The following is a 15706-nucleotide window of genomic DNA, read 5'->3' as shown; positions in this document are numbered from 1 at the left end:
GGCACAACGCACAACGCCCTGCGAGCAGGGCGTTGTTTCAAGCGGGGATGCGTCAGCGGATGCCGGCGTTACGCAGCGCCGATGGGGTGAAATCGGTCATCTTCGCCGTCATGCCGTAGGTCGTTGCGTGCTTGGACTGGTTGGTCATCGCCAGCACGTTGTAGCGACCGGCGATCAGGTCATAGATGCCGAGCATGGCGAAGTTGGGCGAACCGCGCTCGTAATCGTTGATCGCATAACCTTCCGCTACCCGCCACAGCTGACCCCGACCGTCGTAGTGATCGACTTCGGCCAGTTGCCAGGTGTCTTCATCGAAGTACATGTCGCGTTTGGCGTAGACATGGCGTTGGCCGGGCTTGAGCGTGGCCTCGACGTGCCACACGCGGTGCAGCTCGTAGCGTGTCAGGTCCTGGTTGATGTGCCCTGGCTTGATGATGTCGTCGTACTTCACTTTCGGCGACTGCAATTTGTAGTTGTTGTACGGGATGTACAGTTCCTTTTTGCCGACCAGTTTCCAGTCATAGCGATCCGGTGCGCCGTTCATCATGTCGGTGTTGTCGGCGGTGCGCATACCGTCGGAACCGTTGCCCGGGCCGTCATAGGCCACCTGCGGTGCACGACGCACGCGGCGCTGACCGGCGTTGTAGACCCACGCCAGACGCGGTTCCTTGACCTGATCGATGGTCTCGTGGATCAGGATCACACTGCCGGCCATGCGTGACGGCGCGGTGATTTCCTGCTTGTAGTAATACAGGACGTTATCGCCCTCGCCACCCGATACGCCTTCCATCAACTGCGGGAAAGCGAGCTTGTCGTCGTACTCGACGATGGAATACGAACCGTTGGTTTGCGGCGCGGCTTGAGCAGCCTGGCGCTCCATGTTGCCGCCGCGATAACGGTTGGTGTGGTTCCAGTAAACCTCGACACCGTTCTTCGGAATCGGGAACGGGTAGTAACGGGTCTGGGTGAAATTGACCAGACCGTTGCCGTCCGGGGTCAGCTCGGTGGTCACCGCACTTTTCTTGGCAATGTCGTAGATGTTCTGTGGCGACGACGCGGTGCGCTGGGTCTTGTACACCGGGATCTTGTAGCTGTCCGGGTAGCGCTTGAACATCGCCACCTGCCCGGGGGTCAGCTTGTCCTTGTATTGGTCGACGTTGGCCGCAGTTATTACGAATTGCGGTTTTTCACTGGCGAACGGGTCACCGAGAAAACCGTTGTCGAGCGCGGCGGCACCGGGTTTCAAGCCACCGGTCCAGGCCGGAATGCTGCCGTTGGCATTGCCCTCTTTCTGAGCGCCCAATGGGGTCAACGTGGTGCCCAGCTGAGCGGCTTCCTGTGGGGACACAGCGGCCATTACACCACTGGCCAGCAACGACAGACTCAGTGCGCCAGCGCGCAGAATAATACGTGCGTTCATGTTCAGTTTCCTCTGGCAGGGTTGCATCAGAAATTCACGCCGAAGCTGAGCGCAACGTAGTCGCGGTCGACGTTGGTGTTGAAATCGCCACCGAAGTAATTGGTGTAACTCAGGCTGGCGTTGTAGGTGTTCAGGTAGTCCGCATCGACACCGACGCTGACCGCTTTGGAGCCTTCATCGAAGTTCGGGCCGTAACCCTCGACGTCATGGGACCAGGCGATGTTCGGCGACAGGTTGATACCGGCGATCACGTTCTGGTAATCGAGCTTGCCGCGCAGGCGATAGCCCCAGCTGTTGCTGGTGTAGAAGCCATCGTCGTTGCATTCCTGCGCCGGGTTGCTGGCGGTCGGCGTACCTGCGGCGGTGCCTCGGCAGGTGGCCGCCCCGGCAGCGCCCGGCAATTCACCGGAACCGAAGGCCGGGCTGCGACCGAAGCGCAGGTCAGTACCATCGGCCTTGCCCAAGCCATTGATGTGGTTGTAACCCACCTCACCCACCACGGTCAGACGACTGGCGCCCAACACCTGATCGAAAAACTGCGTCGCGGTCACTTGGGCCTGGGTCACCGGCATGCGCTTGTAGCCGTTGACCTCACCGCCGAGGGTGCGACCGGCGAAACCGGTGCTGATCAACGGCGAGGTGGCGCCGAAGGTCGCGGACGACAACAGGTCGGCGGTGTTCAGTTGCAGCGGCATGTTCGGCCGGTAGCTGACCTCACCACCCAGTGAAACGCCCGAGACGTTGGTCTGGAAACTCAAGCCATAGAGACGAATATCTTCGGGGTAATCGATGAAGTAGCGGGCACTGCGCGCCGATGCCACGCCACCTGCCGGGTTGCTCATCTGGTTGATGCTCAGGTACGGGCTACGACTGTGGTAGTTCATCGCGTAGGCACCGAACTCGGTGTCGTTCGCCTCGGGGACGTACCAGCGCAACGCCAGGCCATACTGGCCGCTGTCGCGCGCATCCTTGTCTTTCACGCGCGGAATAAAGGCGTCGTCCGTTCCGGCGGCGATGGCCGCCAGACCACCGGTATTGCGCGCTGCACCCGGTGGCAGGTCGAGGCCTGCGATCACCAACCGGTCGTTGCAACCTTGCGGTACGCCGTCGTTGCCGAAGAACGTGCCGCAGTTGTCGACCACCGATTTTTCCCACTCCAGCTGATAAAACGCTTCGGCGGTGATGTTGTCGGCCAGGCCCTGGGACACGTAGAGCAGGTTGACCGGGATCAGGCCTTCCTTCACTTCCGCGCCCGGACGGCGCAAGGCTGCGACGTCGACCGGGTTGATGCTGTTGATCGAATTGCCGATGAACGTACTCTCGCCCCAGCTCACCACTTGCTTGCCAAGCCGCACGTTGCCGACCTGATCGCCGATCGTGTAGTTGTGGTAGACGAAGCTGTCGAGGAACATCGCCCCGGACGACTTCGCCGCGCGATCACGTCCGGCGTCATTGATATCGTAGAACGGCCGGCTCTCGTCCATCAGTTCGAAGTCGTACCAATACTTGCCGCGCACGAAGGCGCCGCTGTCGCCGTATTTCAGTTCCAGGTCATGCACACCCTTGAAGATCTTCGAGAAGGTTTCACCCTTCTTGAAGTTCAGGCGATTGTCGTCGGTGGTCCGCGAGGCGGACTCGCCACCGGTCACACCCTGTGAGTTGAAATTCGATATGAACTGCTTGTCCGGGTCGGTCGTCGACCAACTGGCGCCAATCGACAGCGACGAATCGAACGTGCCCTGAATCTCCCCGATGTTGAAATCAACAGCGTGAGCCTGATTGCCCGCGCAGGTTGCAACCATCACAGCTACGGCCAGCAAACTTGGCTGGAAGACTCCGCGCATTGTTGTTTTTGTCATGCGGTTTCTCCGGTTAAGGATAAGTGTTGGAGAGCCCATGCTAGCGGGGCTCCGGTGAGGTCCTCACACCCGAACGGGTGATTTGAACCAGGGTTTTTCATGGGTAAATCCGCTGCGTAACAACCCGGTTTGAGCAGTGCTCGCCGGGCGTTACGCTCAGTGACATTCACTGGAAAAACGTGCTGATCACTGCGCCGCGCCGCTGACTTTTCCGTAGAGCGTCACCACGCAGGCGCCGCCCAGACCAAGGTTGTGGGCCATGGCCAGACGTGCACCTTCAACCTGACGTTGTTCGGCGTTGCCGCGCAGTTGCTGGGTCAGCTCGTAGCACTGCGCCAGCCCCGTGGCACCCAGCGGATGGCCCTTGGAAAGCAAGCCGCCGGACGGGTTGATGACGATCTGTCCGCCGTAGGTGTTGTCGCCATCCATCACGAACTTTTCGGCGCCGCCCTCGGGGCAGAAACCCAGCGACTCGTAGCAAATCACCTCGTTCTGGGCGAAGCAGTCGTGCAGTTCGCAGACATCGATGTCTTGCGGGCCGACGCCGGCCTTCTCGTAGACCTGTCCGACGGCAGCGTGGGTCATGTGAGTGCCGACCCAATCGAGCATCGACGGCTTTTCGAAATTGAAGGATTCGGGGGTGTCGGTGGTCATCGCCTGGGCAACGATTTCCACGTCGCTGCGCAGGCCGTGCTTTTTCGCAAAACGCTCGGAAACGAGGATTGCCGCAGCACCACCGCAGGTCGGCGGGCACGCCATCAGTCGGGTCATCACACCTGGCAGAATCACCGGGTCGTTCATCACGTCTTCGACGCTGAGCACCTTGCGAAACAATGCGAGCGGGTTGTTGGCTGCATGACGGCTGGCCTTGGCGCGCACGGCGGCGAAGGTTTCCATTTTGGTGCCGTATTTGTGCATGTACTCGCGCCCGGCGCCGCCGAAGGTGCGGATGGCCTGGGGCATGCCATCCATGTCGGCGGTCAAGCCGCGAAGTATCGGCAGGAAACGTTCGCGGGTTGGCGGGCGGTCATCCCAGTGAGACTTCAACGCCCCGGCTTGCATCTGCTCGAAACCGACCGCCAGCACGCAATCGGCGGAACCGGATTCGATGGCCTTGCGCGCCAGGAACAGCGCGGTGGAACCGGTGGCGCAGTTGTTGTTGACGTTGACCACCGGAATCCCGGTCATGCCCACTTCGTAGAGCACGGTCTGGCCACAGGTTGAATCGCCGTACACATAACCGGCGTACGCCTCTTGCACCAGGTGGTAATCGATACCCGCATCGGCCAGGGCGCGACGCACCGCTTCGGCGCCCATTTGCACGTAACTCGGGCTGGCGCTGGGCTTGTTGAACGGGATCATGCCGACACCGGCAACCAGTACTTTTTCGCTCATGGAATCACCTGAAAAAATAAGGAGGAAAGGCTCACAACTGGCGCGCGATCAGTTCACGCAGCACTTCACTGGTGCCACCGAAAATCCGCGTCACGCGCATGTCGACGAAGGCACGGGCAATCGGGTACTCGAGCATGTAGCCGTAGCCGCCATGCAGCTGGACCATGTCGTCGATGCATTTCCACAGGGTTTCGGTGGCGTACAGCTTGGCGATGGCCGACTCCTGCACAGTCAGGCGGCGGCGCATGTGTTCGCCGATGTAGTGGTCGATGGTCAGGCGCACGGCGGTGGCCTGGGCCTTGATGTCGGCGAGTTTGAATTTGGTGTTCTGGAAGTCCCACACGGTCTGGTTGAAAGCCTTGCGGTCCTTCACGTACTCGACGGTTTGCTCCAGCAGACGCTCAAGTTTGGCGGCGCTGTACAGAGCGATCACCAGGCGCTCTTGCGGCAGTTCTTCCATCAGGTGCATGAAGCCTTTGTTCTCTTCGCCCAGCAGGTTGCCCACCGGCACGCGCACGTTGTCGAAGAACAGCTCGGCGGTGTCGGCAGCGTGCTGGCCGACTTTTTCCAGCTTGCGGCCACGACGGAAACCCTCGCGGTCGCACTCGACCATGATCAGGCTGCAGCCCTTGGCGCCAGCGCTCGGATCCGTCTTGCACACGACCACGACCATGTCGCAGGTCAGGCCGTTGCTGATGAAGGTCTTGCTGCCGTTGATCACCCACTCGTCACCGTCGCGCACGGCAGTGGTGCGGATCGCCTTGAGGTCGGAACCGGTGCCCGGCTCGGTCATCGCAACGGCGAGGACGGTTTCGCCGGAGCAGATTTTCGGCAGCCACTGTTGCTTCTGCTCTTCGGTGCCCAGACGCACGATGTACGGCGCAACGATGTCCGAATGCACGCCCAGGCTCCAACCCGAAACACCGGAGCGGTACAGCTCTTCGATCAACACCGCCGAGTGACCGAAGTCACCGCCACCACCGCCGTACTCGGTCGGCACGGTGAGACACAGGAGGTTGTGGCGACCGGCCTTGAGCCAGGTTTCCCGGTCAACCTGCCCGGCCTCGTCCCACTGCGCTTGCTTGGGCAGGCATTCACGCTCGAAGAAACGGCGCGCGGTTTCACGCAGCATTTCGTGGTCTTCACGGTAGACGGTACGGTTGATGTGCATCGGAATCTCCAGTGGATTGCCAGGCAGACGAGCGCCTGGTTCGTGAGTCCACTGTATGGGCGGGGGGTGGTGATGCAGCCACCCGGATCGGGTAGCGGATTAGGGGTGTTTGAAAGCATATTTCAGGGATAGAACACCGACCCTGTGGGAGCGGGCTTGCTCGCGAAGGCGGTTGGCCAGTCAACATCAATGTTGATTGTGCCGACGCCTTCGCGAGCAAGCCCGCTCCCACAGGGGGGATGTGGTGTGGCTACTTGCGCAGTTCGCGCTTGAGGACTTTGCCCGCTGCCGACAGCGGCAGCTCGTCGCGGAACTCCACAGTTTTCGGGCACTTGTAGGCGGCGATGAATTCGCGGCAGTACAGACGCAACTGCTCGGCATCGACGTGCGAACCGGGCTTGCACACCACCACTGCATGCACCGCCTCGCCCCACTGCTCATGGGGGATGCCGATCACCGCGCACTGGGCCACGGCCGGGTGTCGGGCGAGAACGTTTTCGACCTCGGCGGAGTAAACATTTTCACCACCGCTGACGATCATGTCCTTGAGCCGGTCGACGATGTACAAGTAACCCTGCTCATCCATCCACGCGCCATCACCGGTGTACAACCAGCCGTTGCGCAGCGTCTTGGCGGTTTCCTCGGGTTTGTTCCAGTAGCCCTGCATGATGTTCGGCCCACGCACGATGATCTCTCCGACCGTGCCGCGCGGAACTTCATAGCCTTGCGGGTCGACAATCTTCACGTTGACACCCAGGCCGCCGCGCCCCACCGAGCGCGACAGTCCGCTGATGCGCGCCTCCGGTGTGTGGTTGCACGGCAGATTGCTCGACACCACCGGGCACGCTTCGGTCAATCCATAGGAATGCGACAACTCGATGTCCGGAAACCGTGCGAGCACTTGTTCGACCATGTCGCCGGCACTGGGTGACGCGCCGTAAGTCAGGCGTTTCAGGCTGCCGAGGTCGTAGCGTTCAAAATCCGGATGAGCCAGCAATGCCAGGATCATCGTCGGCACCAGCAGCGTTTCGGTGACCCGTTCCTGCTCGATGATTTGCAGTGTTTGCAACGCATCGAAACCCGACACCAGCACATGACTTTCACCGGCTAAAAATTGAATCAGCGCACGGGCCATGCCGGCCACGTGAAACAGTGGCGCGACGTGCAGCAGCAAGCCACCACGGATCGGCGGCATGTCCATCATGCGCGGCATGCACGCCGACCACAGGTTCAAATGCGACTGCATTACGCCCTTGGGAAAACCGGTCGTGCCGCCGGTGTACATGATGCAGGCGAGGTCTTCGCCACCGCGCCCGGCGTCCTCGACTGGTGCAGTCTGGGCAATCAGTTGCTCGAAACCGAGCATGCCCACCGGCACTTCGCCCTCGCCGGCATAGATGAAGAGCGGCGCATGGCGAGCGGCCTTGCGGATGTCGTCAGCCAGCGCAGCAAAGTGCTCGTCAACGATCAGGATGCCGGTGCTGCAATCGTCCAGCGAGTAGACAATCTCCGCCACGCTCCAGCGCACATTCACCGGGTTGAGCACGCCACCGCCCCACCACACGCCCATGATGTATTCCAGGTAGCGGTCGGAGTTGAGCGCGAGCATGCCTACCCGATCCCCCGCCGCCATTCCAAGGTTCTGCAAGGCGCCCGCCAGGCAAGCGACCCGCTCGCCAAATTCACGGTAGCTGTGGCGGCGCTCACCGAAGATCGTCGCGACATGGTCGGGGTTCTGTTGCAGCGTGCGTTGCAGGCATTGAGTCATGTACATGCTGTCAGCTCACACCCCGATCCGTGCCGGCCCAGAACGGTTCACGCAGGTCGCGCTTGAGCACTTTGCCGGCGCCCGACAATGGCAGGCTCATGCGGAACTCCACCGATTTCGGGGTCTTGTAGCCGGCAATCTGGCGGCGGCAGTGTTCGATGATCTGCGCGTCTACCACTTGATTGTCCGGCTTGAGCACCACCACTGCGTGCACCGCTTCGCCCCATTGCGCACAGGGAATGCCGATCACCGCACAGGCCGCGACGGCCGGGTGGCTGGCGATGGCGCTTTCCACTTCGCCGGAATACACGTTCTCGCCACCGCTGACGATCATGTCCTTGAAGCGGTCGACGATGTAGATGTAACCCTCGTCGTCCATGTAGGCGCCGTCACCGGTGTGCATCCAGCCACCGCGCAGGGCCTTGGCGGTTTCCTCGGGGTTGTTCCAGTAGCCGAGCATGATGTTCGGGCCGCGCACCACCACTTCGCCTACGGTGCCGCGCGGGACCGGGTTGTCGTGTTCGTCGACGATGCGCACGGTCACCCCCAGCCCCGGCCGTCCGGCCGAACGCAACCGGCCACTGGCGATGCCTGCGGCGTTATGGTTTTCCGGGCCATTGGCGGTGATCGGTGGCGCGGCTTCGGTCATGCCGTAGCCTTGGGTGAACTCGACATTCGGCAAGGCTTTCAGGGCCATTTCCAGCAAAGGCACGGCAATCGGCGAGGCGCCATAGGTCAGGCAGCGCAGGCAACTCAAATCATGTTTTGCGAATTCCGGGTGCATGATCAGCACTTGCAACATGGTCGGCACAATCAGGATGTCGGTGATGCGTTCACGCTCGATAGTGCGCATCACGTCCAGCGCATCGAAGGCCGGGACGAAGATGCTCGGCAGCCCGAGCAGCGAAATCAGGATCACCCGCGACAGCGCCGCCAGATGAAACATCGGCGCGATGTGCAGGGTCAGGGCATCGGTCGGCACCGGCACATCGGCAGCCCGGGCCACGGCCGCCGACCACAGGTTCATGTGCGATTGCATGACACCCTTCGGCCGCCCGGTGGTGCCGCCGGTGTACATGATGCTGGCCAGGTCGTCGCCGCCGCGAAACGCATCGTCGACCGGCGCTGCGTCCCGGATCAGTTGCTCGTAGGAGAGCATGCCCTCAGGCAACGGACCGTCGCCGATATGGATCAGCAACGGTCGCACCCTGGCGGTGCTGGCGATGCCTTCGGCCATGGGCAGGAACGTGTCGTCGATCAGCAGGATGCGGGTGTCGCAGTCGTCCAGCGAATAAACGATTTCCGGCACGCTCCAGCGGATATTCACCGGGTTGACCACGCCGCCGCCCCACCAGGTCGCGAGGAAGTATTCGAGGAAGCGGTCGGAGTTCAGGCCCAGCAGGCCGACCCGGTCGCCAGTCTGCATGCCCAGTTGCTGCAACGCACCGGCGAGGCGAGCGACGCGGTCGGCCAGTTCGGCATAGGTGCGGCGGCGGTCGCGAAAAACGGTCGCCAGTGCATTCGGGCGTTGTTGCAGCACATGGTGCAGGCCTTGGGTCAGATACATGGGGCTCTCCTGTAAATTATTGTTGTCAGGCAGGGACGAAATGGGCGCAGCGGGTCAGGTGCCGGTGTAGGTCGGTTTACGTTGTTCGGCCAGGGCCATGCGCCCTTCGGCGTGATCCTCGCTGTCGCGCAACAAACCCCAATGAAGATGCGACTGGATGGCGAAATCCCGTGGCGTCAGGTGGCTGGTTTGCAGGGCCAAACGCTTGATCGACTGCACCGCCAGCGGGCCGTTGGCGGCAATGCGCTCGGCCAGGTCCAGGGCCGTCGAGAGCAATCGCTCCTGGGGCAGCAGGTCGATGATCAGCCCGATGCGCAAGGCTTCCCCGGCGCTGACCGGCTCTCCCGTCAGGGCGATTTTCATGGCGTGGGCGGCGGGAATCGCGCGCAGCAGCAATTGCACGCCGCCCGCGGCCGGAATGGTCGCGTCGCGCACTTCCGGCAAGCCGAAGGTGGCCGTGTCGGCGGCGATCCGCAGGTCACATTGCAGCGCCAGCTCCAGACCACCGCCCAGGCAGGCGCCATTGATCGCGGCGACGATCGGCTTCCAGATGTCCAGGTCGCTGAGGTCGAACAGGCGTGTGTAACCACCCTCCTCGGCTTCGGTCTCGCGGCTTTTCAACGTCCCGGCGATAAAACCGGACGCCGGCCGCAATGATTCCTTGTGGCTCGCGCCGCAACAAAAGGCACGCTCTCCGGCACCGGTCAGCACGATGACCCGCACCTGCTCGTCATCCTGGCAGGCGCCAAGGGTCTTGCGCAGGTGCATCAGGTCGCTGGCGCTCAGCGCATTGTTCGACTGTTGCGCATCGAGCGTGATCAGTGCCACGTGATCGATGATCTTGAACTGAATGGCCATGGGCTAACTCCTGCGCTCCACCGCTGCTGCGCTGTTCTGATGGAGCGCCAGGCGGCACTCCTGTTGTTATGCCGTCCAGTAGATCAATCCGTGAATCGTCGACGACCACCCGCATCGGGTGGCGGATGCCGAAGTCAGGGTCATGACATTCGGGCTGTGGGTTACACTCGATTGGATTCAATGCATTCTCAAAACAAAAATGATTCGGACAACCCCATGGACAAACACCGCAAGTCCAATGCATCGGACACGCTCGCGAGCCAGGTCTTGAATCCGTCACAGTCGCCGATCGTCAGCACCAAACTGGTTCCGCCGCGCAGCGCCGGGCGCCTGATTTCCCGCGAACGCCTGCAAGAACAAATGCTCAAGGCCCGCCGCCAGCGCTGCATCGTGCTCAAGGGCCCGGCCGGTTGCGGCAAGACCTCGACGCTGATTGCCTGGCGCCAGGCGCTGATGCCGTTGGGGTTCGATGTGGCGTGGTTGACGCTGTCGGCTGATGACAACGAATTGACCCGTTTCATCGATTATCTGCTCGCCAGTCTCGGCCAGATCGACCCCGCGCTGGTGCGCGAAGCCACCCAGCTGGAAGGTCGCGGCATCGACAGCGAAGCGGTGGAACGCACGGTCATCACCCTGGTGCGCAGCATTGCCAGTCGCGGCCGCGAACTGGTGCTGGTGCTCGATGACCTTCATCACCTGACCGACGTGGGCATTCATCAGGCCCTGCAATGGCTGATCGACTACGCGCCGGTCAACCTGCATCTGGCGCTGGTCTCGCGCAGCGCCGTGCCGTTGTCCCTGGCGCGGTTGCGCAGCCAGGAGCTGGTGCTGGAATTGAACCTGCGCGACTTGCGCTTTACCCCGGCGGAATCCGAGCAATTCCTCAAGGCGCAACTGGGCGAGATCGACGCCCGCGACGCCAAGCAGATGCACGAGCTGACCGACGGTTGGGCGGCGGGCCTGCAACTGCTCGCGGTCAGCCGCAAAAAGAACCGGCCACCGGCGACCACGGGCACCCCTTCAGTACAGATTCAGGTGCGGGACAATCAGGCCTTCGCCAAGTTTTTTGAAGTCGAGGTGCTGTCCCACCTGTCTCCGACCGATCTCGACCTGATGTTGCTCATGGCCGTCTGCAACCGCTTTTGTGCTTCGCTGTGCGCCGCCCTCAGTGGTCATCCCGAGGCGGTTTCCGAAGCCAATGCGCTGCTGGCGCGCCTGGAGCGGGACAATTTGTTCCTGATCCCGGTGGACAGCGCCGAACGCGAAACCTGGTACCGCCTGCACCCGTTGCTGCGCGAAACCCTGCTCAAGTATTTCGATTCACGCAGCCAGGCCGAACAACACGCCGTGCATGTCCGTGCCTGGAACTGGTTCCGTGACCATCGTTACCTGGACGAAGCAGTGCACCATGCGGTGATGGGCGGCGATCCCTCGGCCGCTGCCGATCTGGTGGAGCAGAACGCCGAGGCGCTGTATGCCCATGGCGACCTGCGCATGTTGATCGAGCTGGTTCGGCTGCTGCCGGTCGAGCAAGTACAGGCGCGGGTCAAGCTGCGGATCCTCAAGGCCCGGATGCAACTCTATGCCCGGGATTTCGATGCCTGCACCAACAGCCTGGAGCAACTGTTCCGCGACGTTCCCGAGAGCGAGGTGCATGACCGTTTCATGATCTCGCTGCTGCGCGCTTCCCTGGCATTGCAGCGGGATGACACCGACGCGGCCATGTCGGTGCTGCCGCAATTGCTCAACCCGCCACCGGGCAGCAACAGCGTGGCCATCGGTTCTTGCGCGAACATCCTGTCGTGGCTGTACATGCATCGCGGCGAATATGAAAAGGCCCGCCAGGTGCAACTCGACCGCCCTGCCTTGCTGATCAATGGCGAGCCGTTGCTGGGCACCACGGCGGGCAGCCTTCAGGGGCGTTGCATGATTGGCCTGAGCCTGGCGCTGGAAGGCCAGATGACCCAGGCGGAAAGGGTTTATCGCGATGTGCTGCATGAGGCCGGCCAGTGCGGCAAGGCCGGCGCCGACGCGACTTACCTCTCCGCTGCGCTGCTGGGCGAAGTGCTGTACGAAACCAACGACGTCGACGCAGCGTTCAAACTGCTGTCGGGCTGGATCGATATCCTGGAGCGGATTTCGATCCCCGACTCGGTCCTGCGCGTGCTGCAAGTACTTTGGAACGTGCAATGGCTGGCGGGCAACCAGCAGGAAGCGCTGGCGTTCGTCGAACGGCTGGACGAGTACGCGATCAAGCTCGGCCTGGAACGGCTGCAAGCGTATTGCCTGACCTGGCAGGTGCGCTGGTTGTTGATCCTCGGCGAATCGGCGGCGGCCCACGCCAAACTGACGCGCCTGGAGGCCATCGATGCCCGTCACCCGGATGCCGGGCACACGGCGCTCAAGGAAATCCACATCCTCACCGAAAACGCCCGTGTGCGCTGGCAACTGGCTCAAGGCGACCTGAACGGTGCGGCGACGCGCATCGAACGATTGATCGAGACCTGCGAACGCCATCGCCGCCAACTCGGCACGGTGCGCCTGCTGGTCCTGGGTGCGGTGATCGAGTCCGAGCGCGGCAATCATGAACTGGCGCGGGACAAGATCATGGAAGCCTTGCGCCGGGGGCAGCGCTTCGGTCTGGTGCGCAGTCTGCTCGATGCCCATCAGGATGGGCTGAAGCTGATCTCCGAGATCGCCAGCCGGGAAACCCTCGACCCGGTGCTGGCGTTCTATGTCGAGCGGCTGCAAGCGGCCAACGTGACAGCGCCTGCCGTCTCGAAGGATAAACCGGCCACACCGACAACCAGCAAACCGCTGGCGGCCGGCATCGAGCCCTTGAGCGAGCGGGAAATCGAAGTCGTGCGCCTGCTGGCCCAAGCCTTGCCCAACAAGAAAATTGCCCGCGCCCTGGGGCTGTCCCCGGAAACCGTGAAATGGCACCTGAGCCACATCTACAGCAAGCTCGGCGTCAGCAGCCGCGATGAAGCGGTGGCGCGGGTTCGGGATCTGGAGTCGCGGGACGATCCAGGCACTGCCACCCACTAACTGCCAATAGAGAACCCTGTGGGAGCTAGCCTGCTAGCGATGACGGAGTGACAGTCGACATTTGAATTGATTGACAGTCCGCCATCGCTAGCAGGCTAGCTCCCACAGGGATTGTGTTTGATTCAAAAAAAACAGTTGTCCTGAATTTCCAACCCGCCACCCACCTCGGGTGGCGTTCGTCCGATGCCCCCCACCTATCGTAAGCCTCATTCACAGGCGCTCGGCCCACTGCCGGCCTGCCATCGATGAGGAGTCTTGCGTGCACATCGCCCGAACCGTTTTCCGCGACGACCATGAAATGTTCCGTACCACCGTGCGGCGTTTCTTCGAGCGTGAGTGCCTGCCTCGTCAGGCCGAGTGGGACAAGGCCGGTCAGGTCGACCGGAAAACCTGGCTCAAGGCCGGTCGCGAAGGTTTGCTCGGCATCAGCCTGCCCACCGAATACGGTGGCGGCGGCGGTGATTTCGGCCACTGCGCGGTGTTCAACGAAGAGTTCGCCCGGGCCGGTGTGAGCGGTGCCTATTTCGGCATGCATTCCGACGTTATCGCCCCGTATATCAACCGCTGCGGCAACGACGAACAGAAACAGAAATGGCTGCCGGGCATCTGCTCAGGCGAAATCATCCTCGCCATCGCCATGACCGAACCCGGCACCGGCAGCGACCTGAAAGCCGTGCGCACCACCGCCGTACGCGAGGGCGACGAATACGTCATCAATGGCAGCAAGACCTTCATCAGCAACGGCCTGACCGCCGACCTGGTGATCGTCGTGTGCAAGACCGACCCAACCGCCGGCGCCAAGGGCATCAGCCTGATCGCCGTGGAAACCAACCGCGCCGGCTTCAAGCGCGGGCGCAAACTCGAAAAGGTCGGCCAGCACGCCCAGGACACCGCCGAATTGTTCTTCGACAACGTTCGCGTGCCGGTAGGCAATCGCCTCGGTGAAGAAGGCCTGGGCTTCACCTACCTGATGGGCGAACTGCCGCAAGAACGCTTCTCCATCGCCGTGTCCGCCGCCGCCAAACTGGAAAGCCTGCTCAAGCAGACCATCGAGTACGTGAAAGACCGCAAGGCGTTCAATCAGACCGTGTGGGACTTCCAGAACACCAAGTTCAAGCTCGCCGACATCAAGGCCCAGGCCACCGCCATGCGCGTCATGGTCGATTACTACCTGGGCGAACACATGCGTCGGCGCCTGACCCTCGAAGAAGCCGCGATCGCCAAGCTCTACACCACCGAAACCCTGTGGAAATGCATCGACGACATGGTTCAGCTCCACGGTGGCTACGGCTACATGATGGAGTACCCGATCGCCCGCGCGTTTGTCGACATGCGCGTCAACCGCATCTACGGCGGCACCAGTGAAGTCATGCGCGAAATGATCGCGCGCAAGCTCTGAATCTCTCTAACAACAAGGAAAACAACGATGAGCCAAAAAGTGTTCGTGGCTGGCGTCGGCATGATCCAGTTCAAAAAACCGGGGACCAACGAGCCCTACGACATCATGGGTGAACAAGCGATTCGCCTGGCCCTGGCCGATTGCGGCCTCGACTTTCGTGACATCCAGCAGGCCTACGCCGGATATGTCTACGGCGACTCCACCTGCGGCCAGAAAGCGTTGTATCGCGTGGGCATGACCGGCATCCCGCTGATCAACGTCAACAACAATTGCGCCACTGGTTCCAGTGCGTTGTTCCTGGCGCGTCAGGCCGTGGCCAGCGGCGCGGTGGACTGCGCCCTGGCGTTCGGCTTCGAACAGATGAACCCGGGCGCGCTGAAGTCCGCCTGGACCGATCGCGCGCCGGCCACCGAACGCGCGCTCAAGTTGACCAACGAACTGGTCGGCATGCCCGACCTGCCGACGGCGATCCGCCAGTTCGCCGGTGCCGGTTTCGCCCACATGCAGAAGTACGGCACGCAACTGGACACCTTCGCCAAGATCCGCGCCAAGGCCAGCCGTCACGCGGCCAACAACCCGCTGGCGGTGTTCCGCAACGTGGTCAGCACCGAAGAAGTCATGGCTGCGCCAATGCTCTGGGAAGGCGTGCTGACCCGCTTGATGGCCTGTCCGCCGACCTGCGGCGCCGCCGCCAGCATCGTGGTTTCCGAAGCCTTCGCGAAGAAGCACGGCCTGCGCACCGACGTGTTGATGGCCGGCCAGTCCCTGACCACCGACCTGCCGAGCACTTACGACGCCAAAGACATGATCCGCGTGGTCGGTTTCGACATGACGCGCATGGCCGCCGACATCGCCTACAACCAGGCCGGCATCGGGCCAAAAGACATCGACGTGATCGAGTTGCACGACTGCTTCGCGCAGAACGAGCTGCTGACGTACGAAGGCCTGGGCCTGTGCGCCGAAGGTAGCGCCGAGCAACTGGTCAACGATGGCGACAACACCTACGGCGGCGAGTGGGTGACCAACCCGTCTGGCGGCCTGCTCTCCAAGGGCCACCCGCTGGGTGCCACCGGTCTTGCGCAGTGCTACGAGCTGACCCACCAGTTGCGCGGCACCGCCGACAAACGCCAGGTGCAGGACGCGCGCATCGCGGTGCAACACAACCTCGGCCTGGGCGGTGCCTGTGTCGTCACCGTGTACCAGAAGCACTGAAGCCGCGGG

General features: G+C 62.2%; 10 protein-coding genes. 3 read left to right on the top strand and 7 right to left on the bottom strand.

Annotated elements, in window-relative coordinates; genetic code table 11:
• Positions 1-52: 52 nt before the first annotated feature.
• From V6Z53_RS14495 to V6Z53_RS14465, 7 genes are all read right to left on the bottom strand, one after another.
• The gene (locus tag V6Z53_RS14495; RefSeq protein WP_338586207.1) at positions 53-1420 is read right to left on the bottom strand and encodes a DUF1329 domain-containing protein; all 1368 of its coding nucleotides are present in this window, start codon (positions 1418-1420) and stop codon (positions 53-55) included.
• Between the two features lie 26 nt (positions 1421-1446).
• On the bottom strand, positions 1447-3279 hold the full coding sequence (locus V6Z53_RS14490) for a DUF1302 domain-containing protein (RefSeq protein ID WP_338586205.1): 1833 nt from the start codon (positions 3277-3279) through the stop codon (positions 1447-1449).
• 186 nt (positions 3280-3465) lie between these two features.
• The gene (locus V6Z53_RS14485; protein WP_338586204.1) at positions 3466-4674 is read right to left on the bottom strand and encodes a lipid-transfer protein; all 1209 of its coding nucleotides are present in this window, start codon (positions 4672-4674) and stop codon (positions 3466-3468) included.
• A gap of 31 nt (positions 4675-4705) precedes the next feature.
• The gene (locus tag V6Z53_RS14480; RefSeq protein ID WP_338586203.1) at positions 4706-5845 is read right to left on the bottom strand and encodes an acyl-CoA dehydrogenase family protein; all 1140 of its coding nucleotides are present in this window, start codon (positions 5843-5845) and stop codon (positions 4706-4708) included.
• A 250-nt stretch (positions 5846-6095) separates the two neighbouring features.
• Positions 6096-7619: a long-chain fatty acid--CoA ligase gene (locus tag V6Z53_RS14475; protein ID WP_338586202.1), complete on the bottom strand. Its 1524-nt coding sequence runs from the start codon at positions 7617-7619 to the stop codon at positions 6096-6098.
• Between the two features lie 4 nt (positions 7620-7623).
• Positions 7624-9180, bottom strand: a complete 1557-nt coding sequence (locus V6Z53_RS14470) for a long-chain fatty acid--CoA ligase (protein ID WP_338586201.1) — start codon at positions 9178-9180, stop codon at positions 7624-7626.
• A 54-nt stretch (positions 9181-9234) separates the two neighbouring features.
• Complete coding sequence (locus V6Z53_RS14465) at positions 9235-10038, bottom strand: enoyl-CoA hydratase-related protein (protein WP_338586200.1); 804 nt, start codon at positions 10036-10038, stop codon at positions 9235-9237.
• A gap of 216 nt (positions 10039-10254) precedes the next feature.
• On the opposite strand from V6Z53_RS14465, the gene V6Z53_RS14460 reads away from it, so the two are divergent.
• From V6Z53_RS14460 to V6Z53_RS14450, 3 genes are all read left to right on the top strand, one after another.
• Positions 10255-13086 carry a LuxR C-terminal-related transcriptional regulator gene (locus V6Z53_RS14460; RefSeq protein ID WP_338586199.1) on the top strand — a complete coding sequence of 944 codons (2832 nt, stop codon included), beginning with the start codon at positions 10255-10257 and terminating at the stop codon, positions 13084-13086.
• A 298-nt stretch (positions 13087-13384) separates the two neighbouring features.
• Entirely contained in the window at positions 13385-14485 is a 1101-nt protein-coding gene (locus V6Z53_RS14455) for an acyl-CoA dehydrogenase family protein (RefSeq protein WP_338586493.1), read from the top strand.
• A 27-nt stretch (positions 14486-14512) separates the two neighbouring features.
• Complete coding sequence (locus tag V6Z53_RS14450) at positions 14513-15697, top strand: lipid-transfer protein (protein ID WP_338586198.1); 1185 nt, start codon at positions 14513-14515, stop codon at positions 15695-15697.
• Positions 15698-15706: the final 9 nt, after the last annotated feature.

Origin of the sequence: Pseudomonas sp. MAG733B (assembly GCF_036884845.1) — a bacterium.
GTDB lineage: Bacteria > Pseudomonadota > Gammaproteobacteria > Pseudomonadales > Pseudomonadaceae > Aquipseudomonas.
The sequence above is the reverse complement of the archived record's forward strand: the minus strand, read 5'-3'. Positions and strand labels throughout refer to the sequence as shown.